The organism is Bradyrhizobium sp. STM 3566 (assembly GCF_045571445.1).
In the GTDB taxonomy this organism is placed as follows: domain Bacteria; phylum Pseudomonadota; class Alphaproteobacteria; order Rhizobiales; family Xanthobacteraceae; genus Bradyrhizobium; species Bradyrhizobium vignae.
Genome location: NZ_CP120692.1, coordinates 4,285,190 through 4,308,406, shown reverse-complemented (window position 1 = coordinate 4,308,406; position 23,217 = coordinate 4,285,190). Strand labels below are relative to the sequence as shown.

At 64.8% G+C, this 23,217-nt stretch carries 26 protein-coding genes; 14 read left to right on the top strand and 12 right to left on the bottom strand.

Going from position 1 to position 23,217, the window contains the following annotated elements; genetic code table 11:
- Positions 1-92: 92 nt before the first annotated feature.
- From P6U27_RS20870 to P6U27_RS20845, 6 genes are all read right to left on the bottom strand, one after another.
- The gene (locus P6U27_RS20870; protein ID WP_122403689.1) at positions 93-929 is read right to left on the bottom strand and encodes an ABC transporter substrate-binding protein; all 837 of its coding nucleotides are present in this window, start codon (positions 927-929) and stop codon (positions 93-95) included.
- Positions 930-997: 68 nt separating this feature from the next.
- Positions 998-1,483, bottom strand: coding sequence for a MaoC family dehydratase (locus P6U27_RS20865; RefSeq protein ID WP_407192462.1), 486 nt, complete (start codon positions 1,481-1,483; stop codon positions 998-1,000).
- Between the two features lie 9 nt (positions 1,484-1,492).
- Positions 1,493-3,076, bottom strand: coding sequence for an acyl CoA:acetate/3-ketoacid CoA transferase (locus P6U27_RS20860; protein WP_407192461.1), 1,584 nt, complete (start codon positions 3,074-3,076; stop codon positions 1,493-1,495).
- Between the two features lie 4 nt (positions 3,077-3,080).
- Positions 3,081-4,223: an acyl-CoA dehydrogenase family protein gene (locus P6U27_RS20855; protein ID WP_407192460.1), complete on the bottom strand. Its 1,143-nt coding sequence runs from the start codon at positions 4,221-4,223 to the stop codon at positions 3,081-3,083.
- A 12-nt stretch (positions 4,224-4,235) separates the two neighbouring features.
- Positions 4,236-4,604 (bottom strand): 4-oxalocrotonate tautomerase family protein, encoded by a 369-nt coding sequence (locus P6U27_RS20850; RefSeq protein ID WP_407192459.1) that lies wholly within the window; start codon positions 4,602-4,604, stop codon positions 4,236-4,238.
- A gap of 3 nt (positions 4,605-4,607) precedes the next feature.
- Positions 4,608-5,708 (bottom strand): LacI family DNA-binding transcriptional regulator, encoded by a 1,101-nt coding sequence (locus tag P6U27_RS20845; RefSeq protein WP_407192458.1) that lies wholly within the window; start codon positions 5,706-5,708, stop codon positions 4,608-4,610.
- Positions 5,709-5,892: 184 nt separating this feature from the next.
- On the opposite strand from P6U27_RS20845, the gene dapA reads away from it, so the two are divergent.
- The 11 genes from dapA (at position 5,893) to P6U27_RS20790 (ending at position 14,722) form a co-directional block, all read left to right on the top strand.
- Positions 5,893-6,801 carry a 4-hydroxy-tetrahydrodipicolinate synthase gene (gene dapA / locus P6U27_RS20840; protein WP_407194465.1) on the top strand — a complete coding sequence of 303 codons (909 nt, stop codon included), beginning with the start codon at positions 5,893-5,895 and terminating at the stop codon, positions 6,799-6,801.
- Between the two features lie 16 nt (positions 6,802-6,817).
- On the top strand, positions 6,818-8,008 hold the full coding sequence (locus P6U27_RS20835; RefSeq protein ID WP_122403682.1) for a CaiB/BaiF CoA-transferase family protein: 1,191 nt from the start codon (positions 6,818-6,820) through the stop codon (positions 8,006-8,008).
- Positions 8,005-9,168: an acyl-CoA dehydrogenase family protein gene (locus P6U27_RS20830; RefSeq protein ID WP_407192457.1), complete on the top strand. Its 1,164-nt coding sequence runs from the start codon at positions 8,005-8,007 to the stop codon at positions 9,166-9,168. Before P6U27_RS20835 ends, P6U27_RS20830 begins: the two co-directional genes overlap by 4 nt.
- Before the next feature lie 10 nt (positions 9,169-9,178).
- Positions 9,179-9,586 (top strand): MaoC/PaaZ C-terminal domain-containing protein, encoded by a 408-nt coding sequence (locus P6U27_RS20825; protein ID WP_407192456.1) that lies wholly within the window; start codon positions 9,179-9,181, stop codon positions 9,584-9,586.
- 3 nt (positions 9,587-9,589) lie between these two features.
- Positions 9,590-10,021, top strand: a complete 432-nt coding sequence (locus tag P6U27_RS20820) for a MaoC family dehydratase (protein WP_407192455.1) — start codon at positions 9,590-9,592, stop codon at positions 10,019-10,021.
- Positions 10,022-10,029: 8 nt separating this feature from the next.
- Positions 10,030-10,971 carry a dihydrodipicolinate synthase family protein gene (locus P6U27_RS20815; protein WP_244607670.1) on the top strand — a complete coding sequence of 314 codons (942 nt, stop codon included), beginning with the start codon at positions 10,030-10,032 and terminating at the stop codon, positions 10,969-10,971.
- 11 nt (positions 10,972-10,982) lie between these two features.
- Positions 10,983-11,285: a hypothetical protein gene (locus P6U27_RS20810; RefSeq protein WP_407192454.1), complete on the top strand. Its 303-nt coding sequence runs from the start codon at positions 10,983-10,985 to the stop codon at positions 11,283-11,285.
- A 122-nt stretch (positions 11,286-11,407) separates the two neighbouring features.
- Entirely contained in the window at positions 11,408-12,244 is an 837-nt protein-coding gene (locus P6U27_RS20805; protein WP_407192453.1) for an ABC transporter substrate-binding protein, read from the top strand.
- A gap of 19 nt (positions 12,245-12,263) precedes the next feature.
- Complete coding sequence (locus P6U27_RS20800; RefSeq protein ID WP_122403675.1) at positions 12,264-12,995, top strand: amino acid ABC transporter permease; 732 nt, start codon at positions 12,264-12,266, stop codon at positions 12,993-12,995.
- Positions 12,992-13,783: an amino acid ABC transporter ATP-binding protein gene (locus P6U27_RS20795; protein WP_407192452.1), complete on the top strand. Its 792-nt coding sequence runs from the start codon at positions 12,992-12,994 to the stop codon at positions 13,781-13,783. Before P6U27_RS20800 ends, P6U27_RS20795 begins: the two co-directional genes overlap by 4 nt.
- A gap of 9 nt (positions 13,784-13,792) precedes the next feature.
- Positions 13,793-14,722 (top strand): dihydrodipicolinate synthase family protein, encoded by a 930-nt coding sequence (locus P6U27_RS20790; RefSeq protein ID WP_407192451.1) that lies wholly within the window; start codon positions 13,793-13,795, stop codon positions 14,720-14,722.
- Here P6U27_RS20790 and P6U27_RS20785 read toward each other — a convergent pair.
- From P6U27_RS20785 to P6U27_RS20760, 6 genes are read right to left on the bottom strand one after another with little or no spacing between them, the layout of a single operon-like run.
- A complete protein-coding gene (locus tag P6U27_RS20785; protein ID WP_407192450.1) occupies positions 14,719-16,023 on the bottom strand; it encodes an LLM class flavin-dependent oxidoreductase in 1,305 nt (434 codons plus the stop codon). The genes P6U27_RS20790 and P6U27_RS20785 overlap by 4 nt on opposite strands.
- A gap of 4 nt (positions 16,024-16,027) precedes the next feature.
- Positions 16,028-16,786 (bottom strand): ABC transporter permease, encoded by a 759-nt coding sequence (locus P6U27_RS20780; protein ID WP_129143318.1) that lies wholly within the window; start codon positions 16,784-16,786, stop codon positions 16,028-16,030.
- Positions 16,783-17,598 (bottom strand): ABC transporter permease, encoded by an 816-nt coding sequence (locus tag P6U27_RS20775; RefSeq protein WP_407192449.1) that lies wholly within the window; start codon positions 17,596-17,598, stop codon positions 16,783-16,785. The genes P6U27_RS20780 and P6U27_RS20775 overlap by 4 nt, the downstream gene beginning before the upstream one ends.
- Complete coding sequence (locus P6U27_RS20770) at positions 17,595-18,611, bottom strand: ABC transporter substrate-binding protein (protein WP_407192448.1); 1,017 nt, start codon at positions 18,609-18,611, stop codon at positions 17,595-17,597. The genes P6U27_RS20775 and P6U27_RS20770 overlap by 4 nt, the downstream gene beginning before the upstream one ends.
- A 23-nt stretch (positions 18,612-18,634) precedes the next feature.
- On the bottom strand, positions 18,635-19,414 hold the full coding sequence (locus tag P6U27_RS20765; protein WP_407192447.1) for a class II aldolase/adducin family protein: 780 nt from the start codon (positions 19,412-19,414) through the stop codon (positions 18,635-18,637).
- Positions 19,411-20,274 carry an ABC transporter ATP-binding protein gene (locus tag P6U27_RS20760; protein ID WP_122403668.1) on the bottom strand — a complete coding sequence of 288 codons (864 nt, stop codon included), beginning with the start codon at positions 20,272-20,274 and terminating at the stop codon, positions 19,411-19,413. The genes P6U27_RS20765 and P6U27_RS20760 overlap by 4 nt, the downstream gene beginning before the upstream one ends.
- Positions 20,275-20,578: 304 nt before the next feature.
- Here P6U27_RS20760 and P6U27_RS20755 point away from each other — a divergent pair, with 304 nt between their 5' ends.
- From P6U27_RS20755 to P6U27_RS20745, 3 genes are all read left to right on the top strand, one after another.
- The gene (locus tag P6U27_RS20755; protein WP_407192446.1) at positions 20,579-21,217 is read left to right on the top strand and encodes a GntR family transcriptional regulator; all 639 of its coding nucleotides are present in this window, start codon (positions 20,579-20,581) and stop codon (positions 21,215-21,217) included.
- Positions 21,218-21,283: 66 nt separating this feature from the next.
- On the top strand, positions 21,284-22,063 hold the full coding sequence (locus P6U27_RS20750) for an SDR family oxidoreductase (RefSeq protein WP_122403667.1): 780 nt from the start codon (positions 21,284-21,286) through the stop codon (positions 22,061-22,063).
- A 7-nt stretch (positions 22,064-22,070) separates the two neighbouring features.
- Complete coding sequence (locus tag P6U27_RS20745; protein WP_209295160.1) at positions 22,071-23,216, top strand: pyridoxal phosphate-dependent aminotransferase; 1,146 nt, start codon at positions 22,071-22,073, stop codon at positions 23,214-23,216.
- The last annotated feature ends 1 nt before the right edge of the window (position 23,217 follow it).

The following is a 23,217-nucleotide window of genomic DNA, read 5'->3' as shown; positions in this document are numbered from 1 at the left end:
AAGAAGTTCACTTCTCGTTCTCGCTCGCCTCTGCTGCACGCGCGTAGCCCCATGCGACAACATTCATGGTATGACTGCGACATGGTGTACAATCAGTTCGTCGGCCCGTCCCCACGGATTGCAAACGTCGTCGCCTTCAGCTTGGTCATGCCGAACTTGTCGAACAGCTTGTCATAGGTGCCGTCGGCGCGGATCGCCGTCATCGCGTCGGCAACGGCCTGGGCCAGCAGCTTGTCGCGGAAGGCAAACGTAATGTCTGTGCCAGCGATGTCGCGGACCCAGATCTTTGCGATGCCCTTCTGCTCGAGCGAGTTGGCGGTCTCGTTGATGTTGAGCGCGGCCTCGAGCTGCCCGGCGCGCAGCGCCGCCGAGGTGGCGGTGACGGTGGTGAAGGTGCGTAGCTCGATCGGCTTGAGGCCCTTGGCCTCCATCGCGGTGTTGAACTCGCGCGCCTTGCGCTCGGTGTAGGTTGCCGATTCTACGCCGACGACGCGGCCGGCGAGGTCCTCGAACTTCTCCAGCTTGAGGCTGGAGGAGGGGTCGGTGTAAATGCTGATCGCCTGCTGCGCATAAGGCACGAGGTAGAGCATCTTCGAGCGCTCCTCGGTCCAGAACAGGCCGGTGTTGATGGCATCGAACCGGCCCGAGCGCAGCGCCGGGATCATCGGCGGGAAGTCCATGCGCAGGAACACCGGCTCGACGCAGATGCGCTTGGCGATCTCGCGGGCGAGCTCGACATTGAGGCCCTGCAACTCACCCTTGTCGTCGACGAATTGCTGCGGCGGCAGCGTCGGGTTGATCGACATCTGCCATTTCGGCGCCTCGATCAGGCTCGACGCCGGCACCTTCGGCGTGCAGGTCTGGGCACCGGCGGCCTGTGTCAGGCCGACCAGAAGGACGATGGCGGAGAAGGTTTTTGGAAATCGCATCTGAATACTCCGATCAAATCGTGGGTGGCAGAGGAGCCGTTCTCCGGTCCGAAGTCTTCTTCATTGTCTCATCGTGTGGCCGCCGTCGCGTCGGCTTGCCGGGTCAGGATCAGCGAGATGTGGCGGGCCGCGGTCACCACCTCGTCGCGCTGGTTGAGGAGGTCGAGGGTCTCGATGACGATGCCGCGCCCGGGATTCTTGGTCGGGCGTTTCTCGACGAAGCGGAAGCGGACGCGCAAGGAATCGCCGGCGACGATCGGCCCCTTGAATTTCACCTCGTCCCAGCCGAGCGAGGCGACCGAGGTCTCCTCGTACAGCTTCAGCTCCGACTTCAGCCCTTCCATCAGTGACAGGCCGTACAGCCCGTGGCCGATCACGGCGGGGAAGCCGCGGGACCTTGCGTAGGCACCATCGACATGAAGCGGATGATGGTCGCGCGTGACGTCGGCGAAGGCCGCGATATCGGCTTCCGTCACGGTGTGCGCGGCGGTCTCGAACTCGGCACCGAGCGCGATATCTTCGTAACGGAGATTGATCGAGGCGCTCGTGTCCATGCTGATCCCTCAGGCAACCTTCCGTGGCCGCGCCGGCAGCGCCTTGAAGCTCTGCGCGATTCCCATCGGGCCGGAACGGAAGATTCGCGGGTCCATGTCCTTCAGCTGAGGGCTGATGCGCGGCCTGAAGCCCATGTTCGCGAGGATGTCCTCCTCCAGCCGCACGCCCGGTGCGATCTCCGTCAGCGTCACGTGGCCGTTCTCGAGCTCGAACACGGCGCGCTCGGTGACGTAGCTGACATGCTGGCCACGCTGTGCGGCAAGCGAAGCGCTGAAGCTGATCTGGCCGACTTGTGGGACGAATTTGCGGAAGGCACCGTCGCGCCGGATCGCGAGGCGGCCATTCTCGACACCGATGTCGAACTTGCCGCCGGTCATGGTGCCGCTGAAGATCAGCCGCTTGGCATTCTGGGTGATGTCGATGAAGCCGCCGGAGCCGTCGCGGCGCTCGCCGAAGCGAGTGACGTTGACATTGCCTGTTACGTCCACCTCCGCGAAGGAGAGGAAGGCGCAGGAGAGGCCGCCGCCGTCGTAGAAGTCGAACTGATAGGCCTGGTCGAGGATGACCCGCGGATTGATCGCGGTGCCGAACTCGCGGGCGTGACCTGGCACGCCGCCGACGACGCCGGATTCCACCGTCAGGGTGATCAGGTCGGAGATGCCTTCCTCGGCCGCGACATTCGGGATCATCGCGGAGATGCCGACGCCGAGATTGACGACGTCGCGCGGGCGCAATTCGAAGGCGGCGCGGCGGGCGATCACCCGGCGTTCGGTGAGTGGATCGGGTATGATCATCGCTACCGGCACGCGCGTCTCGCCGCAGCGTGCCGGATCGTAGGCGGTGCCGTAGGTCTGCATCTGCTCGGGTTCGAGCACGACGTGGTCGATCAGGAAGCCCGGGATCTTCACCATCTGCGGATGGATCGAGCCGCGTTTCACGATGCGCTTGACCTGGCAGATCACGGTGCCGCCGGCATTGTGCACGGCCTGTGCGATCGAGAGATCCTCGCGCGTCGTGCCCTCGTGCTCCATGCTGATGTAACCATCTTCATCTGCGGAGGTGCCGCGGATGATGGCGACATCGGGCGGGGTGGGGACGCGGTAGAGCAGCCAGGACTGGCCGTGCAGCTCGAGCAGGTCGACCAGCGGCGCGGTGGTGCGCTTGTTCATGCGCCCGCCATCCCGGCGCGGGTCCATATAGGTGTTGAGACCGACATGGGTGAGCACGCCCGGATGTTTCGCGGCCATGGCGCGGCAGAGCTGGCTCATCACGCCTTGCGGGAAATTGTAGGCGTCGATCAGCTCGTCGCGGACGAGGCGCATGAACGGCACCTGGAGGCCGAAATTACCGCCGATCACGCGCGCGATCAGGCCTTCATGGGCGAGATGGCAGAGGCCCTTCTCGGTCACGGCGCCGACGCCGGTGATATTGATCAGCGTCAGATTGTGCGGGCCCTGGCCGCCGAGGAAGCGCTGCTCCAGCGCATCGAGGATGGCTTCGGCTGCGCCCGTGCCGCCATTGCCGCCGACGATCAGCGTATCGGTGTCGCGGATCAGGCCTGCAGCCTCTTTCGCCGTGATGATGCTCAGCATGCCCTCACGCGGCCTCCTTTTCGACCTGGCGGGCGATGATCAGCCGCTGGATCTGGTTGGTGCCCTCGTAGATCTGGGCGAGGCGGACGTCGCGGAAGATCCGCTCGATGCGGTACTCGCGCGAATAGCCGTTGCCGCCGTGGATCTGCAGCGCGTTGGAGACGTGCTTCATCGCCATGTCGGTGGTGAACAGCTTTGCCTGCGCCGCTTCCTTGGCGATCGGCTCGCCGGCATCGTGCAGGCGCGCGGCGTGGTGGATCAGGAGGCGCGCAGCCGCAATGTCCGTCGACATGTCCGCGAGCATGAACTGCACCGCCTGGTAGCCGATGATGGCCTGGCCGAACTGCTTGCGGTCCTTGGCATAGGCGGTGGCGTCCTCGAACGCGGCCTGCGCCATGCCGAGCGCCATCGAGGCCATCATCAGCCGGCTGAAGTTGAAATTGCTCATGGCCATCTTGAAGGCCTGGTTCTCCGGCCCCATCACGCTGTCCGAGGGCAGGCGCACATCGGAGAAGGTGATCTGGCAGTCGTCGAGGCCGTGCATGCCGAGCAGCTCCTCGTTCTTGCCGCGGGCGATGCCGGGCAGGGCGCCGTCGACCAGAAGACACGAGATGGCACGATGGCCGGCATCTGCGCCGGTGCGCGCGAACACCATGATGCGGTCGGCGACGCCGCCGAGCGTCACCCAGGCCTTTGTGCCGTTGAGCCGCCAGCCATTGCCCTCGCGCGCCGCGCTGGTGCGGATGCTCGCGACATCGGAGCCGTGGTCGGGCTCGGAGACGGCGGTGGCGGGAATGATGTCGCCGCTGAGAATCTTGGGGATCAGCGCCTTGTGCGCGTCGGTGCCGTGATGGTCGAAGAACAGCACGGCCTCGACCGGGATCGCGAAGGCGTTGGCGACCGCGCCGGAGCAGCGCGCCAATTCCTCCATCGCAATGCAGGCCGCGACCGCGTCGAGCCCGGCGCCGCCGGCGCCTTCGCGCAGGCAGATGCCGAACAGGCCGAGATCGGCCATGCTCTTGTAGAGCGTGCGGTCGAACCGGTCCTCGCGATCGATCGCGGCCGCGCGCGGCAGGATCTCCGCTTCCGCGAAGCGGCGGGCGGTGTCGCGCAGGGCTTTCTGGTCTTGGCTGTAGAAGCGGTCCATGGCGTGCTCCCGTCAGTCGCTGGCGAGCTTGGAATCGTGGGAGACCTCGCTGCGGTCGCGGTCGAGGAAATAGACCGCGACATCGTCGCCCGGCACGCCATAGGCACTGCATACGGCGCGGGTCAGCGCGATGGCGGCGGCGCGCCGCTCGACCTCGCTGCGGCGGAAGGCATGGATCTTGAGCAGGATGCGTTGGCCGGTGGCCTGAGCGCCGAACGTACCGGCGTGGGCGTAGTCATCGGCCGCAATGTTCAGGAAATAGAGCGTGACCGTATCAGCGGTGACGCCGAAGGCCGACATCAGGCCGTCGGTCACGGACTGCGCCAGCGCGGCCTTGCGATCAGAAGGGACTTGCGGGCCGAGCACTTCGACATAGGGCATCGATCAGACCTTCGCGGACCTCGCTGCTGACGACTTGGCCGCAGATGATTTGGATGAAGACGATTTGGACTTGGCGGATTTCGCGGGGGCCAGGGCGTCGATCTGGCGGCAGGAGTCGCGCTTGATCAGCCGGGCGCCGACGCGATATTCGCGAACGCCGTCATTGCCGTTGCCCTTGGCGTCCATGCGGTGCAGCAGCCGGTCGACGGCGAGATTGGCAAGGTCCCGCGCGCCGTTGTCGACGATGCTGATGGCCGGGCGGTGCCACTCGAACCACGGCATGTCTTCATAGCAGAGTAGCGAGAGATCGTCGGGAATGGCGATGTTCCGTTCCGCGGTGACGCGCAGCACGCCGAGCGTTGCCTCGTGATTGGCGACGAAGATCGCGCTCGGCGGCCGGGGGAGGTCGAGCAGCTTGCGGGCGCACGTCGCGCCGGTCTCGGGCTCGAAATGGCCGGCATGAATCAAGGTGTCGTCCCTGGCAATGCCGGCCTCGCGCAGGGCGCGGACATAGCCGGACAAGCGTTCGCGGCCGGACGTCGTGTCCTGGCGGCCGACGATCAGCCCGATGCGCTTGTGCCCGAGCTCGATCAAATGGCGCGTGCCCAGATAAGCGCCTTGCGGATCGTCGGCGAGCACGGTCTCGAGATCGGTCGCGTCATCGCGTCGCACCAGGCAGACGATGGGCACGTCTTTCGAGAGCGTCTTGAGCTGCGCGCCGTTCTTTCCCGTGGGCACCACGATCAGCCCGTCGATGCGGTGGTCGACCAGTGTGGCGAGGGTGTCGCTCTCCTGCTGCGGATCGTCGCCGCCGATGCACAGGAGCATTTGATAACCCAGCGCCTTCAGGCGTGCCTGCACCACTTCGGCCATCACCTGGAACGAAGCGTTTGTGAGGTTGTGGACGAGAAGCGCCACGAGCCGCGACTGTCCGGTCTTGAGACCTCGCGCGATAGGGTTCGGTCTATAGCCGAGCTCGCGCGCGATGCGCACCAGGCGCTGCTGCGTACGTTCGCTGGTCAGGCCGGTTCCCGTCAGCGCTCGGGAAACAGTGCTGACTGAAACGCGGGCCGCCTGTGCCACATCTTTGAGCGTGACGCTCATCAAACCTGCCGATAGACTGCAAACGATTGCAGAAACGCTATGAGCTAATTCTACGCTTATCAAGCTCAAAAAATGGATGGTGTTGCCCAATGCAGAGCCATTTATGCAAACGATTGCATAAATCGTGCGGATATTCCGCAGGCTGCGCCCATCGCCTGATTCCACCCGAGCATCCGACGGTTCCCTGATGAAGACGTTCCGCGGCACCTACACCGTCATGATCACCCCGTTCACGGCTGCGGGCGAGGTCGATGTCGCGGCCTTGCGCGCCTTCGTCGATTGGCAGATCGCGGAAGGTATTCACGGGTTGATCCCGCTCGGCTCGACCGGTGAGTTCCTGTCCATGGACGATGACGAGAAAGCGCTGGTTGCCGAGGTTGTCATTTGCCAGGCCGCGGGCCGCGTCCCCGTGCTGATCGGCACCGGCGCGGAGGACACGCGCGAGGTGGTGCGCCTCAGTCGCCGTGCCGAAAAACTGGGCGCTGACGGTGTGATGATCATCCCGCCGTTCTATTCGACGCCGACCGACGACGAGCTCGTCCATCACTACAAGACGGTGGCCGACGCTATCGCGCTGCCGATCATGGTCTACAACAATCCGGCGACCGCCAATGTCGATCTCAAGCCGCCGCTGGTGGCGCGCATCGCCGAGATCGACAACTGCCTCTATATCAAGGAGTCGACGCTGGAGGTGACGCGCGTGCGCGACATCATCCGTCTCTGCGGCGACAGGATGACGGTGTTCGGCGGCATCCTCGGCTTTGAATCCTTCGTCGAGGGCGCGCAGGGCTGGGTGGCCGTTGCCTCCAACGTGGTCCCGGCGGAGATGGCCCGCATCTTCAGCCTCGTCGCCGACCACGGCGCGATCAGGGAAGCGCGCGAGCTTTATCTGAAATACCTGCCGGTGATCGAATTCGTCGGCGGCCAGGCCTATGTCGCCGGCACCAAGGCGCTGCTCAGTCATATGGGTTTTGCAGCCGGCCATCCGCGCCCGCCACGTCTGCCGCTGCCGGCTGTGCAGGATGCGGCTGCGCGCGTGCTGGTCAAGACGTTCGATCTCGCCTGGCGCGACGCGCCAATCGCGGCTGCTTGAACCGAGGTGTGAACGGATGAACCTGCTCGACGGCGTCAAGATCCTCAGCTTCAATCACTATCTCGCGGGACCGCTGGCCGCGCAGACGCTCGCCGATCTCGGCGCCGACGTCATCGCGGTCGAGCCGATCGAGGGTGCGTTTCAGCGCAACTGGGCGGTCGCCAATCATTTCGTCGCAGGCGACAGCGTTAATCATCTGGCGACCGGGCGTAACAAGCGCAGCCTCGCCGTCGATCTCAAGCATCCCGACGGCATTGCCGCGGTGAAGAAGCTGGTCGCGACCGCCGACGTCGTGATGGAGAACTTTCGGCCGGGCACGATGGCCAAGCTCGGTCTCAGCTACGACACGCTCAAGGCGATCAACCCCGGCCTGATCTACGCGGTCGCAACCGGCTTCGGATCGGAGGGGCCGTACAGGGATCGCCCCGGCCAGGATCTTCTGCTCCAGGCGATGTCGGGTCTTGCGATGCGGACGGGGCGGGCGGACGGCGAGCCGACGGCGGTCGGCGCTGTCATCGTCGATCAGCACGCCGCCTCACTATATGCCATGAGCATCCTCGCGGCGTTGTTTGCAAGAACCAAGACAGGCAAGGGGCAGCTCGTCGAGGTCAACCTCTACCAGGCCGCGCTCGATCTCCAGGTCGAACCGCTGACCGCATGGCTGAACGGCGCGCCGTCGCCGACGTCGCGCGGTCCGGCCGGCATCGCGGCTTGGTTCAGTCCCGGGCCTTACGGCGTTCACGCCACGGCGGACGGTCATATGGCGATCTCCATGGCAGCGCCCAAGGCGCTGGCGGTCGCGCTCGACAATGAGGAATTGAAGCAGTTCGAGGAGGGTGACAGTTTCTCGAAGCGCGAGGAGATCACGCGGATCGTCGCGGCGCGTCTGAAGCAGAAGTCGACAGCCGATTGGCTGCCCGCGCTGGAATCGGCGCGTGTCTGGCACGCACCGGTGCAGGATTATCGCGACCTCGAATCCGATCCCCAGCTCAAGCACCTCGGCGTGTTCAAGAGCGCCGAGAGCGCAGGCGGCGCGCCGATCCGCATGGTCGCCCATCCCGCGCGCTATGACGGCCGGACGCCGGAGGTGCGGCTTGTGCCGCAGCGATTGGGTGCACAGACGCGCGAGGTGCTCGGCGAGATCGGCTACGGCGCTGCAGAGATCGACGCGATGGTCGCCGGCAAGGCGGTCGGAGTGGCGCGATGATCGATTTTTCGCTCCCTGAGGAGACGCGCCTCCTGGTCGACACCGTCCGCAGATTCGTCGAGACGGAGGTGCAGCCGCTCGAAGACGTCGTCGAGCAAACAGCAAAAGTGCCGGCCGATGCGCTTGCGGTCACCAAGGCCAAGGCACAGAAGCTCGGCCTTTACGCCATGAATATGCCGGCAAATGTCGGTGGTGGCGGGCTATCCTGCGTCGAGCATTGCCTGGTCGAGGAAGAATTTGGCAAGACCTCGGATGCGCTGATCCGCCGCGTGTTCGGCCAAGTCTATCCGATGCTGATGGCCTGCAAGGGCGATCAGGTCGAGCGTTATTTGCTGCCGACGGTCAAGGGCGACAAGATCTGCGCGATGGCGATCACGGAGCCGGGCGCCGGCTCCGACGCGGCGTCGATCAGCACGACGGCGCATCTCGACGGCGACCAGTGGGTGCTCAACGGCACCAAGCATTTCATCAGCGACGGCGACATCGCCGATTATGTGATCCTGATGGCGCTGACCGACAAGGAGAAGCGCGCCCGCGGCGGCATCACGCTGTTCCTGGTCGACCGCGGCACGCCCGGCTTCAAGGTCGCGCGCACGCAGCCGATGATGGGCCATCGCGGCTATGGCCATGCCGAGCTGAGTTTTGAGGATTGCCGCATTCCGAAAGCGGCCGTGCTGGGCGAGGTCGGGGGCGGCTTCAAGCTGATCATGCAGAGCGTGCTGCAGATCCGGCTCGCCCATATCGGCGCCCGCGCGGTCGGCATGGCGCAGCGCGCGCTCGAGATGATGCGCAAGCATGCCGGCGAGCGGCGCCAGTTCGGCCAGCTCATCGGCGACTTCCAGATGGTGCAGAAGCTGATCGCCGATTCCGCCACCGAGATTTTTGGCGTCAAGATGATGGTGATGAACGCCGCCTGGGATATCGATCAGGGCAAAGATGCGCGCGACAAGGTTTCGATGATCAAGGTCGCGGCCTCCGAGATGCAGGGCCGAGTGGTCGATCGCGCCATCCAGGTGTTCGGCGGCATGGGCTTCAGCAAGGACCTGCCGCTGGAGCGGATGTATCGCGATGCCCGTGTCACCCGGATCTATGACGGTACCTCCGAAATTCACCGCATGCTGGTCGCGCGCAGCACCATCAAGAACGGCTTGCAGCTCTAGGGAACGTCTCATGTCGCACGCACCTCTCAAGCCCGGCGCCGCCTTTGCGTTCCGCAAGACCATGACGGTGGCCGAGCAGGCGATGTTCACGGGCATCAGCGGCAATCTCGGCGGTCTCTATGTCGACGCGGTGCGCGCCAAAAAGGCGGGCGCCTCCAACATGGTCGCGTTCGAGCTTGCCGTCGGCGGTCTCGCCACCACCTGTCTCGGCCAGCTCGGGGGGCCGACGCGGCGGATCGGCAGCATCGTACTGAATTTTGCGGCGCCCGTGATCGTCGGCGAGTCCGTCGAAGCGCGGGCCGAGATCGTCTCCGTTGAGGGCGACGATGCGACCTGCCGGGTCACCTGCACGCTGTCGCCATCCGGCACGACCGTGGTGGACGGCACCGCGACGCTGGTTCCCTTTGCCAAGGCCTGAGCCATGTACGAACCAAGATCCTTCGACGATCTCAAGGTGAATGACAGGGTCAGCCTGAGCAAGACCATCACCGAAGCCGATGGCGCGCTCTACATCGCCGCGACCGGCGATTTCGGCCCTGTTCATGTCGACGAGGTCTATGCCGGCGCGACGCGCTTTGGCCGCAGGCTGGCGCCGGGGATCATGGTTGCGGGCCTCTGCACCAGCATCCTCACCTCTGAGCTGGTCGGCACCATTGGCATATCGGTGGAGGACCGCTTCTGGTTCACGGGTCCCGTGTTTTACGGCGACACGCTCACCTTCGACGTCTGGATCGCTGAGCAGCACGACGAGACCCGCACAATCATCTGGGAAGCGAGCGCGCGCAACGAAGGCGGCCTCGAAGTGCTGAAGGCGCGCGCGAGCCTGAAATTTCCGCGGCGTAAACCGTCATGAGCAAGCCGATGAAGAAACCGGATTTGCGCGGCGTCACGGTCGCGACCGTGCTGCCCTTCAGGGACGACAGCTCGATCGACTGGGACGGATACGCCCGCGTGCTGGACTATTGCGCGTGCCCGGATGGAATCGCGGCGGTGTTCGTCAATGGCCACGCCGGCGAGGGTGGGTCGCTCTCGGACGAGGAACGTCAGGCCGTGATCGAGCGGACGCGCCGGCAGATCGGCGGCAAGCCGCTATTGGCCGGCATCATCGCGCATTCCACGGCGGAAGCGATTCATCAGGCGCAGCTCGCGGAAGCTGCCGGCGCCGATTGCGCCGTTCTGTTCCCGCCCGCGCCGCTCGGCGGCGGAGCCTCGGCGACGTCGCGTGCGCCGGTGGCGTTCGTGCAGGCGGTGAGCTCCGCCATCGGCATTCCTGTATCCGTCTTCCAGTATCCGCTCGCGTCCGGCTTCGGCTATTCGCCGGAGACGCTGGCGAAGATTGCAGCGATTGACAGCGTCATCGCCATTAAGGAAGGCAGCGATACCATGCTGGCCTATGACGAGAACCGACGGGCGGTGAAGCAGGCTGATCCCTCCGTGGCGATCCTGCCGTCGAATTTCAACTGGTTCCTGCCGCAGCTCGCCGTCGGCGGCGACGGCATTCTGTCCGGTCTCGTCAGCCTTGCGCCGCATCTGTTCGCAGCGCTGTGGCAGGCCGCGCTCGCCGACGACCTCAAGGCGATGCGCGCCGTCAACGAGCGGCTCTATCCGATCGTCCGCGCCATCTACGGGCCTGCGCCGATCATGGACATGCACACGCGCATGAAGGTCGGGCTTAAGGCGCTCGGCCTGATCCGCAACGCCGATCCGCGGCCGCCGCTGCTGCCGGTTCTGCCCGCGTTGTGCGATGCCATCGCAACGACAGTCGGCGCAGCGCGCACGGCCGGCGACATCCGTCTGGCATGAGGAACGAGAAGATGCCGGACGAGGCCTTCATCCATATCGTGCGGGTCGACGTCGATCCCGAGCACGAGGCTGCGTTCAACGCCTGGTACGAGCAGACGCATTTTCCTGATCTGCTCGCCTGTCCCGGCTGGCTCTCGGCCAAGCGCTTCGTCTCGATCGGCGATGGGCCGAAATACGCCGCGATGTACGAAGTCGCGGGGCGATGGGCATTCGAGACGCCGGAGTTCATGAAGGTGAAGGGCTTTGGTCCGTTCGAGTCCCTGGTGAAGAATTTCATGCGCATCCAGCTCAGGCCGATGTCGGGACCGGCTTGAGCGGATCAAGGACGATGCTGCCTGCCGTGTCGAGAGATCCGGCCGGCCGCATCCAAGAAGCACCGAGGGGGAATCCCGGGCGAGGAATTGCATCGGTCATTGGCGTCTTACTGGAGGTATCCATGGTCTCGACCCTGTTTCGCTTGAGTGCGGCCGCCGCATTCGTTCTCGCGTCCACGGCGGTGCATGCCGCCTGCACGCCCGCAATCACCGACGACAATCTGATTGCGCCCGGCAAATTGCAGCTCTCCATCAACCCGACCAATCCGCCGCAGCAATTCGTCGACAAGGACGGCCAGCTGCAGGGCCTCAACGTCGAGCTCGCCGCCGAGCTCGGCAAGCGGCTGTGCCTTCCGGTCGAACTCGTCCGGATGGATTTTCCGGCCATGATTCCTGCCTTGGGCGCAGCGCGAATTGACGGCGTCAACACCGGCATGTTCTGGACCGAGGAACGCTCGAAGCTGATGTACATGGTGCCGTATGCGATTCAGGCGATCTCGGTCGTGGTGGCCCCCGATAGCGGCACAAGAATTGCTACCGAAAGCGATCTGTTTGGAAAATCGTCCGCCGTCGAGGTCAGCAGCTACCAGATGAACTGGCTCAAGAAGCTCAGCGAGGCCAGCGTTGCGAAAGGCGGAGCCGCCGTCGAAATGCGGACGTTCCCCACCGCGACCAACGTCGTCAGCGCGCTGCTCGCGGGCCAGGTTGACAATGCGCTGCTGGTCGACAGCGTGGCGCGCGATCTGGTCGGCCGTGGCCGCGTGAAGGAAGTCCTGAGCGGGCTCGGCACGGCCAGGACCACGCTTGGTTTCCGCAACAAGACAGTCGCCGATACCGTCGTCAAGGTGCTGAACGCAATGCGCGCCGACGGCTTTTATCAGGCGCTGTTCGACAAGTTCGGCCTGACCGCCATGCCGGCTGATCAGCCGCTCGCGATCGCCGGTCCCGGTCCGGCCTGATACTTACGGAGACGAGTCGATGAGCCATTTCAGTCCGACGGCCGCCGTCAGCTACTTCTTCAACTACTTCCTGATGAAGGGAGTGCTCGTCACCATCGGCTTGACGGTGGCGGCGGTCGTCGGCGGATTGATCCTCGGCATGGGCATCGCGTTGCTGCGCATGTCGTCCAATCCGGTGCTCGCAGGCGCGGCGCGCTTCTACATCTGGTTCTTCCGCGGCACGCCGCTTCTGATCCAGCTCGTGGTGATCTACAGCGGCTTGCCGCAGCTTGGCATCAAGTTCAGTGTGATCACCTGCGCGCTCATCGGCCTGATCCTCAACGAAGCGGCCTATCTCGCCGAGATCGTACGCAGCGGCTTCATGGCGGTGTCGGCGGGGCAGCGCGAAGCCGCCTGGGCGCTCAGCCTGTCGCCCTGGGTCACGTTCCGTCGCGTGACCCTGCCGCAGGCGTTCCGCCTGATGATCCCGCCGCTCGGCAACTCCATCAACTCGCTCTTGAAGGCGACCTCGCTGGCCTCCGTGATCTCGGTCGAGGAGCTGATGCGCCGCAGCGACATGCTGATGCAGGAGCATTTCCAGATCCTCGAGGTCTATGCGGCGGCAACGGCATATTACCTGATCCTCACCTCGGTCTGGGATGCGGTGCAACGCCGGCTGGAAAAGCATTTCGGTCGATCGAGTGCCGCAAAAACCAGGCGGGTCAGAACGAGTGCGCCGGTTGCGCAGGCGAGTGTGGAGGCCCGCGCATGAGCGAGATATCGATGACGACGACGGAAGGTGCAACAGTGGAGCCGCAGCTTCGCGAGGTGCCTGCGGTTCGCATGGAGGCCGTCTACAAGCACTACGGCGATTTCACCGCGCTCGACCAGATCGATCTCAAGGTCGCCAGGGGCGAGAAGATCGTGGTCTGCGGTCCTTCCGGCTCGGGCAAGTCGACGCTCATCCGCTGCATCAACCACATCGAGAAGCACGACGAAGGCCTGATCTACGTCAACGGCGTCGAGCTCGACCATCAGCGCAAGAACATCGATGCGGTGAGGCGCGACACCGGCATGGTGTTCCAGAGTTTTAATCTGTTTCCGCACATGACGGTGCTGGAGAACTGCACCCTGGCGCCGATGACCGCGAAGGGCATGAGCGAGGCGGAGGCCAAGGACCTCGCCATGCATTTCCTGACAAAAGTCCGGATTCCCGATCAGGCCGAGAAATTCCCCGGGCAGCTCTCAGGTGGCCAGCAGCAGCGCGTCGCGATCGCGCGGGCGCTGTGCATGCGTCCCAAGATCATGCTGTTCGACGAGCCGACCTCGGCGCTCGACCCCGAGATGGTCAAGGAAGTGCTGGAGACCATGAAGAAGCTCGCGGAAGAGGGCATGACCATGCTGTGCGTGACCCACGAGATGGGCTTTGCCCGCGAGGTCGCTGACCGCATCGTGTTCATGAACGAGGGCAAGGTGGTCGAACAGGCTGCGCCGAAGGAATTCTTCAAGCATCCGAAGTCCGAGCGGGCGCGGACGTTCCTCGACCAGATCATTCACTGATCGGCCAAGATGCGGACATTCAGCGACCGCCTGCGCGGCATTCACGCCGCGACCATCGTGCCGATGACGCCCGATTTCGAGATCGATGAGGCGCAGCTCGCAAACCATCTCGCGTCGGTTTCGTCCACACTCGGCATTAATGGGCTCCTCGTCAACGGCCACGCCGGCGAGAATTTTGTGCTGTCCCTGGCCGAGAAGCGGCGCGTGGTGGAGCTGGCGCGCCAGCACGCGCCGAAGGACTGCCTGATCGTCTCCGGGGTCAATCATGAATCGAGCCTGGAAGCGGCGCGCGAGGCGGCTGCACTGGAACAGGCCGGCGCGGACGGGCTGTTGGTATTTCCGCCCAACAGCTGGGCGCTCGGCCACGCCGATGACTGCGTGATCGAGCATCATCGCCGCATCCGTGATGCGACGACCGCTCCGCTGATGCTCTACGCCGCGCCCGTCGGCGCGGGTGCGATGGCCTACGCGCCGCCGCTGCTTACGCGGCTCGTTGCCGATCCGCGCTTCGTTGCGGTGAAGGAAGGCAGCTGGGAGGTTGCGGCCTACGAACAGAATCTCAGGCTGATCCGGAAACTGCGACAGGACTTCGTCGTGCTCGGCTCCGGCGACGAGCACCTGCTGACCAGCTATCTCGTCGGCTCGGCCGGCAGCCAGGTCAGCCTTGCCTGCGTCGTCCCGGAACTTGTCGTCGGCCTCTGGAATGCGGCGGAGGCCGGCGATTGGGAGCGGGCGCGCGCCGCACATGAGAAGCTCTATCCGCTGGCTGTCGCGATCTATCGGGATGCGCCGGGAGGACGGGCGACCGTGCGGCTCAAGGCCTGCCTGAAGCGGCTCGGCCGTCTGTCGTGCGACGCGGCGCGGCCGCCGCAGCCGGCGGCGACACCGGGCGAGCTAAAGGCGCTCGAGCAGGCACTGCGCGTCGTCGGCGTGCTCTAAGCCGCGAAGAACGGATTCGCCGGCCGTGCAAGACCGAGATGATCGCGCAATGTCGTGCCCTCATAGTCCGGACGGAACAGCCCGCGCTCCTGCAGGATCGGCACGACGAGCTGGACGAAATCCTCGAAGCCTTCGTGGAAATAGGGCGGCATCACGTTGAAGCCGTCGGCGGCATGCTCCTCGAACCAGAGCTGGAGCGTGTCGGCGATGCGCTCGGCCGAGCCGCACAGCACCCAATGCCCGCGGGCGGCGGCGGTGAGATTGTAGAGATCGCGCAGCGTCATGTTCTCGCGGCGCCCTTTGGCGAGCATGACGCTGGCGAAACTGTGATAGCTGTCCGAGGGCGCGATGTCGGGGATCGGCCCGTCGAGATCGTAGGCCGACATGTCCCGGCCGAAGCGGTCAGACAGGATCGCGAGCGCGTTGTTGCCGCTGACAAAGCTCTGGAGCACGTTAAGCTTCTCGAACGCCTCCTTGTCGGTGCGGCCGACCACGGGCATCACGCCCGGCAGCACGGTGACGTCCTCGGCCTTGCGGCCGAACGACGGCAGGCGAGCCTTCAACGAGGTATAGCCGGCCTTGGCCTCGTCGATATCCTGCACCACCGAGAACACGATATCGGCGGTGCGTGCGGCGAGCGCCTGTCCGGCTTCGGAGCCGCCGGCCTGGAGCACGACGGGTTGGCCTTGCGGGCTGCGGCCGATATTGAGCGGGCCCTTTACCTTGAAGAAGGCGCCGTCATGGTCGATCGGGCGCAGCTTTGCCGGATCGATGTAAAGGCCGCTGCCGCGGTCGGCGACGATGGCATCATCCGCCCAGCCATCCCACAGGCCCTTGACCACATCGAGGAATTCGCCCGCCATCTCGTAGCGGCTGGCGTGGTCGGGATGCCTCGTGCCGAAATTCGCCGCCGTTGCCGGATTCGCCGTCGTCACCGCGTTCCACGCAGCTCGGCCATTGGAGATGTGATCGAGCGAAGCGAACACGCGTGCGACCGAGAACGGATCGCTGTAGGTGGTGGAGACGGTCGCGCCAAGGCCGATATGGCTGGTCGAAGTCGAAAGCGCGGCCAGCATCGTCAGGGGTTCCAGCCGCAGCGCGTAGGAGGGATGGGCGGCGGCATCGGCGTAGAGATTGTCGCCCATGAAGATCAGGTCGAACTTGCCGCGCTCGGCGGTGCGGCCGATCTCCTGGATCGCCGCAAAGTCCTGAAAACTCTCGACTGCACCGGGATAGCGCCAACCCGCGACGTGGCTGCCGGTGCCGAGGATGAACAATCCGAGATGCATCTGTCGTTTCATGGCGTCATGTCCAGAACAAGATTTTTCGCTCGAGGAAGCCGATCAGGCCGAAGAAGGCGAGGCTCGCCGCCGAGGCGACGAAGATCGCGGACCAGACCTGGACGAAGTCGATCTGGAGCACGGCCTGGTAGATCACCCAGCCGAGCCCACCATGGGCCCCTAACATCTCGGTGACGATCGCCACGATCACGCTGCGCACGGTGGAAACGCGCATGCCCGCCAGCAGCAGCGGCAGAGCGGTCGGCAGGCGCAATCGCCACAGCACGCTGAGGCGGCTCGCGCCAAAACTCTTCATCAGGTCGACGGCGCGGCGATCGACGCGGTCGAGCCCTGCCAGCATCGACAGCAGGATGGTGAAGCTCACCGCCATCGCCACCATAACGATCTTCGAGCTGACGCCGATGCCGAACCAGAGCAGGATCAACGGCGAATAGCCGACCACGGGCACCGAATTGATGGCGGTCGCGAGCGGCAGGATCGCGCTGCGCAACGCCGGCGCCAGCGCGATGGCGACGGCGAGGCCGATGCCGATCAGGCAGCCGAGGCCGTATCCCGCTAGTGCTTCGAGCAGCGTGTAGCCGGCGGCGTCAATGAGTATCGCGCGCTTGGACCAGAGACCCACCAAGATGTCGCTGACCGCGGGCAGAACATAGGCCGGCAGATGCAGTCCGCGCGCGATGCCTTCCCAGCATGCGATCAGGATGACGGCGCCGAGAATGCCGCGCTGGACGGCGAGCGAAGGGGAGGCGAGCGCGCGGCTCATTGCTCGGCGCTCCAGAACACCAGCCGCCGCTCCACCGCGGCGACCACCGCATAGAAGCCCGTGCCGAGCAGGGCCGCGGCGAGCAGAGCGCCCCAGATCGCGACGACGTTCTCAGTGAACATGGCCTGGAGCAAGAGCACGCCGAGGCCGGTGGTGTCGCCGAACCATTCACCGACGATGGCGCCGACGAGGCTCAATGATGCTGCGAGCCGCAGCGCCACGAAGATCTGCGGCATTGCCGTCGGAAGCTGAAGGCGCAGCAGGAGCTGGCGATTGGAGGCGCCGAAGCTGCGCATCAGGGCGACCTGCTTGGGATCGACCGTATCGAGGCCTAGCAGCGTGTTCACCGTCACCGGAAAGAAGGTCAGATAGAACGCGATGATCGCCTTGGCGAGCAGCGTGTTGCCGAACCACAGCACCACCAGCGCGCCGAAGGCGATGACCGGAATGGTTTGCGACACCACGAAGATCGGAAAGATCATTTCGCGCAGCGCGCGGACGCGGAAGAACACGATGCCCATGAGCACGCCGTAGGCGCCGCCGGACGCAAAGCCAATCAGCGTCTCGGCAAGCGTGCGCAGGAAACCGTCGACATAGGCCCGAGGCGTTGCCGCGATCGCCATCAGGATCGTGCTGAGGCGCGGCAGATAGTAGGGACGGATACCGAACAGCAGCACCGCACCTTCCCAGACTACTGCCGCAATGGCGAGGCCGAGCAGGAGCCGAATCAGCTTGCGCAGCGAATCCGGCATCGTGATCGACCGCGTCGCGGCGGCGGCCTCACCGAGCGATGTCGCGGCAGGGCTGCTCACGGCAGCCGGTCCGCCGCAGGGATGGCCTGGATGAAGCTTGCGTCATAGGCGGCGGCAAGATCCAGCGGCTTGGAGATCACGCCATACTTCAGGAAGAAGTCGTGAGCGGTCTTGACCGCGTCGGCATCGATCCAGAACAGGCCGTTCTTTGCCGCCGCGCCTGACGTCATCAGGCGCTTCACCTCGGTGAGCATGAACTCCTGCTGCGCCCGATCGAGCGTCGGGGCTGCGGCCATCACGGTGTCGACGGCGCCCTTGGGATCGGAGAAGGCGTCCTTCCAGCCCTTCAGCGACGCGCGCAGAAATGCCTTGACCAGCTCCGGCTTCTCCTTGGCGGTCGCTTCGGCCACGATCAGCGTGTCGCGCGGGAAGGTGATGCCGTAATCTTCGGCAACGAACGTCTTCAGACTGTCCTTCGGCATGCTCGACTGGATGGTGTAGAACTCGTTGTAATAGGTCGCCGTGACGACATCGACGCTACCGTCGACGAACGGAGTGACAGAGACCTGCTGCGGCTGGATCTTGAGTTCATCCGGCTTGATGCCTTCCTTGGCCAGCATGCCGTTGAGCACGTGGTTAGCACCGGTGAACCAGGTGGTGACGGTCTTGCCTTTAAAATCCTGGATCGTCTTCACAGGTCCATCTTTGCGGGTGACGAAGATGAAGGGCGTGATCTGGTGCGACACGCCGATGCAGACGATTGGCAGTCCCTTGTCTCGGGCGGCGAACACGCTATCGGTGCCGCCGGACAGGCCGAACGTGTCGGCGCCGGTGGCGACCAGGTTCTCGGTGAGCAGGTTGGGCCCGCCGGGATTGATGGTGAGGTCGATACTCTCGGCCTTGTAGTAGCCCTTGGCGGCGGCGACGTAGAAGCCGGCGAACTGGGCCTGCGGCAGCCATTTCAGGCGCAGGCTCGCCTTCTGCGGCTCGGCTGCCGGCGCAGCCGTGACGAGCGAGCCGGTCGCCAGTGCGATGGCGGAGAGGACGGAGAAGGCGTGGCGTCGGCTCAACATGGTCATACTCCAGGCGGTGAAAATCAATTGCGGTAAGACGGATCGGTGCGATCGAGCTGGCGCATCAAGGCGGGCCATTCGCGTTCGCCGGGGACCAGAATGTCGCCCTGCAATTCCCAGAACTGGCGCGCGGCCTTCTCGCAGACCTCGTGCGGCGGCATCACCAGCGTGGCGCCGGCTGCGGCCGCCGCCTGCATCTGAAGCTGAATCCGCGCGGCGCGCTCGAAATAGTAGAGCAGCATGAAGGCCTCGCCCGGCGTCCGACCGACGGTGAGGATGCCGTGGTTGCGCATCAGCATCACCTTGTGCGGCCCGAGATCGCGCACCAGGCGCGTCTGCTCATCGAGATCGATAGCGACGCCTTCGTAGTCGTGGAAGGCCTGGCGCTCGTAGAAGCGCATCGCGAACTGGCTGAGCGGCAGCAGGCCCTTCTCCTGCCCGGAGACCGCAACGCTCGCGTCGGAGTGGGTGTGTAGCACGCAGGCCGCGTCGCGGTTCGAGGTGTGGATCGCGGCATGGATGACGAAGGCCGCGACGTTGACCGCATGCGGTGTGTCGTCGAGCTTGTTTCCCTTGGTGTCGATCTTGACGAGGCTCGACGCGGTGATCTCGTCGAACAGCAGCCCGTAGGGGTTGATCAGGAACTGATCCTCGTGGCCGGGAACGCGCATGGAGATGTGATTATAGATCAGGTCGTCCATCCCGAGCTTGGCGACCATGCGATAGCAGGCGGCGAGCTTGACGCGGGCGTCCCACTCGGCCGGATCGATCCCGTGCGCTTCTCTCGCTGACATCGCGTTCACTGCGACTTCTCCTGCGCGATGGAGGACTGGAACGATTTCATGCTTTCCTCCTCGATTGCATCGAGCAGCGTGCGCTTGAGGCGGATGAATTCGGGGGACGTGACGATCTCGGGGCGGCGCGGGCGGGGGAGGTCAACGACCTGTTCGAGCTTCACCGAGCCTGGACGCGCAGTCATCACCAGCACGCGGTCGCCGAGGAAGATCGCCTCGTCGACATCATGGGTGATGAAAAGAATCGTGCGGCGGTATTTCTGCCAGACGTCGAGCAGCCAGCGCTGCATCATCGCGCGCGTCAGCGCATCGAGCGCGCCGAACGGCTCGTCCAGCAGCATCAGGTCGCGCTCGAACAGGAAGGTGCGCATCAGTGCAACACGCTGGCGCATGCCGCCCGACAATTGATTGGGATATTGCTTCTCGAAGCCGGCGAGGCCGAACTCGGGCAGCATTTTCAGCGCCTTGGCGCGCGCCTGATCGCGCGGCATCCCCTCGACCTCGAGCGCGAGGATGGCGTTGTCCACCACGTTGCGCCAGGGAAACAGCAAATCGCGCTGCGGCATGAAGGAGACGCGGCCGAGCAGGTCGGCGGCATGGCAGCTCTTCGCTTCGAAGCGCAGGATGCCGCCGGCATCCGGCTCTTCCAGGCCTGCGACGATGTTGAAGAGGGTGCTCTTGCCGCAGCCGCTGGGGCCGACGACGGTGACGAACTCGCCGGGGGCGATGTTCGCCTGAAGTCCCGACAGGGCCGCGACAGCACCGAATGTCTTGTTGATCGCGCGAAGTTCAAGCAGCGGCTCAGGCTTGGGCTGAGCCTGCGGGGCTTCGGGGGCCGGGCCGGGATGGGGGAGGCGGGCAGCCTGCACCGGGGTATCCTTGTATAATTGCGGCGGTCATTCGCATACGGAAGCAGGACCGCGTCAAAATCTCTTAGCAACTCGTGTGCCAATACGATTGTCGCGCAAATCAGGCATAAGACTTGCGAGAACGACGGCCGAATATCTCGGCGGCACCCGCATCTCCGGGAGAAAACCGGTCATTTCGTGGGGATAGGAGCGCCAATATGTATACGTATATTGAAATTGGAGAACCATGATGGCGGGTATTGGTGCACATGGCGCAGGCAAGCGCGTCAAAAATGGTCATGAAACCCTCACCGCGACCTCCGGCATGACGCTCGCGGAAAGCCTGCGCCAGAGGCTCGAGGGCGCGATCGCAGCCGGCCGTCTGGAGCCGGGTAGCCGGCTCGACGAGCAGGAGATCGCGCAGCGCTTCGGCGTCTCCCGCACGCCGGTGCGGGAGGCGTTCCGCCTGATGGCGGCGAACAATCTGGTCGAGCTGCGCGGCCGGCAGGGGGCGACGGTCCGCAGCATCAAGGCGCAGGCGCTGATAGAGATGTTTCAGGTCATGGCAGAGCTTGAGGGGCTCTGCGCGCGGCTGGCCGCAAGACGCGTCTCCCAGGCCTGGGGTGCCGAAATTGGTGAGATTCACCAGCGACTTGTCGCGACAGGCGAAACCGGCGACATCGACGTGTTCTACGACATCAATCAGGAATTCCACGAAGCGATCTACGAGGCCTCGCGCAACGCCTTCCTCGCCGATCAGACCCGCAAGCTGCGCAATCAGGTCGCCGCCTATCGCCGCCGGGTGACGCGAATGCCGAGCCGGATCGCCGATACCGTTCGCGAGCACGAGGCGATCATGCAGGCGATCCTGGCCCACGACCCGGAGCGGGCGCACAGCGCCATGCGGGACCACGTCAACCTGCTCGGCGACAACCTCTTGGACTTCCTCGCCGCCTTCGAATGACCTTCTGCCTCTTGGTATGCAAATTGCTAGACCTTGTATATCTAGCCTGCATCCTGGAGACCCGGAGTGGACCTGAAGCTGACGAACAAGACCGCCCTCATCACCGGCGCGTCGAAAGGAATTGGACTGGCGGTGGCCGAGCTCTTCGCCGCCGAGGGGTGTCATCTCCATCTCGCCGCCCGCAACGGCGAAGCCCTGCTTGAGGCCAAGAAGGCGCTCGAAGCCCGCCATGGCGTGAAGATCACGATCTATGCGCTCGACCTGTCGAGCACGTCCGCGATGGAGAAGCTGGCCGCCGAAGTCGGCGACATCGACATCCTCATCAACAATGCCGGCGACATCCCGGCAGGCTCGCTGGAGATCCTCGACGACGCCGCCTGGCGGCGTGGCTTCGATCTCAAGGTGTTCGGCTACATCACGCTGTCGCGCCTTTATTACCCGCGGATGAAGGGCAGGGACGGCGTCATCATCAACATCATCGGCAATTCCGGCGAGAACTGGGACGCGAGCTACATCGCGGGCTCGACCGGCAATGCGGCGCTGATGTCCTTCACCAAGGCGCTCGGCGGGCGCAGCCTCGACCACGGCGTGCGCGTGGTCGCGGTCAATCCGGGTCCGGTTGCGACCGACCGCATGCTCAAGATCATGAAGCGCAAGGCGATCGACATGCTCGGTGACGAAAGCCGCTGGGAGGAGCTGTTCGACAAATATCCGGGCAAACGGCCGGCGACGTCGGAAGAGGTCGCCGATCTCGTCGCCTTCCTGTCCTCGCCGCGGTCCGGCTACATCACCGGCACCGTGGTGACGATCGACGGCGGCATCGCCGCGCGCGGCTCGGTGATCTGAGGCGTCGATGTCGAAGCCTCAATCCGCGGCGCTGGTCCGCAACCGCTATTTCGACGAGCTCTCGGCGACGCCGGGACTCTATTGGCTCGGCCAGAACACCAACCATATCGAGAGCCACCCCGCCGTGCGCGAGGCCATGCTGCGCTCGATCGAGGCAGGCGAGTTCAATGCCTATGCCCCACCGCTCGGCTTCGAGGCGCTGCGCGAGGCGATCGTCGCGGATCTCGGCACGCCGGGCGCAGAGGCCCTGGTGACCGAGGGCGGCGTCAACGCACTGGCGATGATCTGCCGTGCACGCTGCAAGCCCGGCACCACGCTTGTCACTACCGATCCGACCTGGAAATGGCCGTGCCTGTTCGCGCGCCAGCAGGGCGCCGAGGTGATCGAGATCCCGATCTACGATCCCGCCTGCAACTACCGCCTGACGCCGGAAGCCTTGAGGGCGCATGTCGATGAGCGCACGGCGATCATCTATCTCGTCGATCCCAACAATCCGCTCGGCATCCGCTATACGCGCGAGGAGATCGAGAGCTTTGCCGCGATCGCGCGCGATTGCGGCGCGCTGCTGGTGCACGACTGCACCTATCGCGATTTCGCCGACGGCCACACGCCGGCCCTTCATGTCGCCCCGAAAGGCTCGGTGGTCTCGACCAGCTTCTCGAAATGGCTCGGGCTTGCAGGCCTGCGGATCGGGGCGCTCGTCGCAGCGCCTGACCTGTTCGAGGAGTTGGCGCAGACCTCCACAAGCGTGCTCGGCGCCAGCGTCATCGCCCAGCGCGCGGCGCAGGCGGGGCTGTCGGTGAAGGCCGAATGGATGAAGAAGGTGCGCAGCATCGACCGTACCAACAAGGCGATGATCCAGGAGGCGGCGGCCGCAATCGACGGGCTGGCGCTGCCGATCATGCCCTCGCACGGCAACTTCCTCGTGCTCGAAACCATCACGGCGGGCATCCGACCCGAAGCGCTGGTCGAATGCTATCGCCGCCAGGGCATCATGATCCGCCAGGGCACCTATCACACCCAGCGTTTTGGCGACCGCTTCGTCAAGATCAGCACCTCGGTGCCGCAAGGCTGGGTCGAAAAGCTGTGCACGCTGCTGCCGGAGATGGTCGCGCAGGCGCGCACGCTCAACGATCTGCCGCCGCAATTCTAGG

Bases quoted from the DNA above. Each gene is read 5' to 3' on its own strand.
- P6U27_RS20870 (WP_122403689.1), bottom strand. From the start codon at position 929: ATGCGATTTCCAAAAACCTTCTCCGCCATCGTCCTTCTGGTCGGCCTG.
- P6U27_RS20865 (WP_407192462.1), bottom strand. From the start codon at position 1,483: ATGGACACGAGCGCCTCGATCAATCTCCGTTACGAAGATATCGCGCTC.
- P6U27_RS20860 (WP_407192461.1), bottom strand. From the start codon at position 3,076: ATGCTGAGCATCATCACGGCGAAAGAGGCTGCAGGCCTGATCCGCGAC.
- P6U27_RS20855 (WP_407192460.1), bottom strand. From the start codon at position 4,223: ATGGACCGCTTCTACAGCCAAGACCAGAAAGCCCTGCGCGACACCGCC.
- P6U27_RS20850 (WP_407192459.1), bottom strand. From the start codon at position 4,604: ATGCCCTATGTCGAAGTGCTCGGCCCGCAAGTCCCTTCTGATCGCAAG.
- P6U27_RS20845 (WP_407192458.1), bottom strand. From the start codon at position 5,708: ATGAGCGTCACGCTCAAAGATGTGGCACAGGCGGCCCGCGTTTCAGTC.
- P6U27_RS20835 (WP_122403682.1), top strand. From the start codon at position 6,818: ATGAACCTGCTCGACGGCGTCAAGATCCTCAGCTTCAATCACTATCTC.
- P6U27_RS20830 (WP_407192457.1), top strand. From the start codon at position 8,005: ATGATCGATTTTTCGCTCCCTGAGGAGACGCGCCTCCTGGTCGACACC.
- P6U27_RS20825 (WP_407192456.1), top strand. From the start codon at position 9,179: ATGTCGCACGCACCTCTCAAGCCCGGCGCCGCCTTTGCGTTCCGCAAG.
- P6U27_RS20820 (WP_407192455.1), top strand. From the start codon at position 9,590: ATGTACGAACCAAGATCCTTCGACGATCTCAAGGTGAATGACAGGGTC.
- P6U27_RS20815 (WP_244607670.1), top strand. From the start codon at position 10,030: ATGAAGAAACCGGATTTGCGCGGCGTCACGGTCGCGACCGTGCTGCCC.
- P6U27_RS20810 (WP_407192454.1), top strand. From the start codon at position 10,983: ATGCCGGACGAGGCCTTCATCCATATCGTGCGGGTCGACGTCGATCCC.
- P6U27_RS20805 (WP_407192453.1), top strand. From the start codon at position 11,408: ATGGTCTCGACCCTGTTTCGCTTGAGTGCGGCCGCCGCATTCGTTCTC.
- P6U27_RS20800 (WP_122403675.1), top strand. From the start codon at position 12,264: ATGAGCCATTTCAGTCCGACGGCCGCCGTCAGCTACTTCTTCAACTAC.
- P6U27_RS20795 (WP_407192452.1), top strand. From the start codon at position 12,992: ATGAGCGAGATATCGATGACGACGACGGAAGGTGCAACAGTGGAGCCG.
- P6U27_RS20790 (WP_407192451.1), top strand. From the start codon at position 13,793: ATGCGGACATTCAGCGACCGCCTGCGCGGCATTCACGCCGCGACCATC.
- P6U27_RS20785 (WP_407192450.1), bottom strand. From the start codon at position 16,023: ATGAAACGACAGATGCATCTCGGATTGTTCATCCTCGGCACCGGCAGC.
- P6U27_RS20780 (WP_129143318.1), bottom strand. From the start codon at position 16,786: ATGAGCCGCGCGCTCGCCTCCCCTTCGCTCGCCGTCCAGCGCGGCATT.
- P6U27_RS20770 (WP_407192448.1), bottom strand. From the start codon at position 18,611: ATGTTGAGCCGACGCCACGCCTTCTCCGTCCTCTCCGCCATCGCACTG.
- P6U27_RS20755 (WP_407192446.1), top strand. From the start codon at position 20,579: ATGACGCTCGCGGAAAGCCTGCGCCAGAGGCTCGAGGGCGCGATCGCA.
- P6U27_RS20745 (WP_209295160.1), top strand. From the start codon at position 22,071: ATGTCGAAGCCTCAATCCGCGGCGCTGGTCCGCAACCGCTATTTCGAC.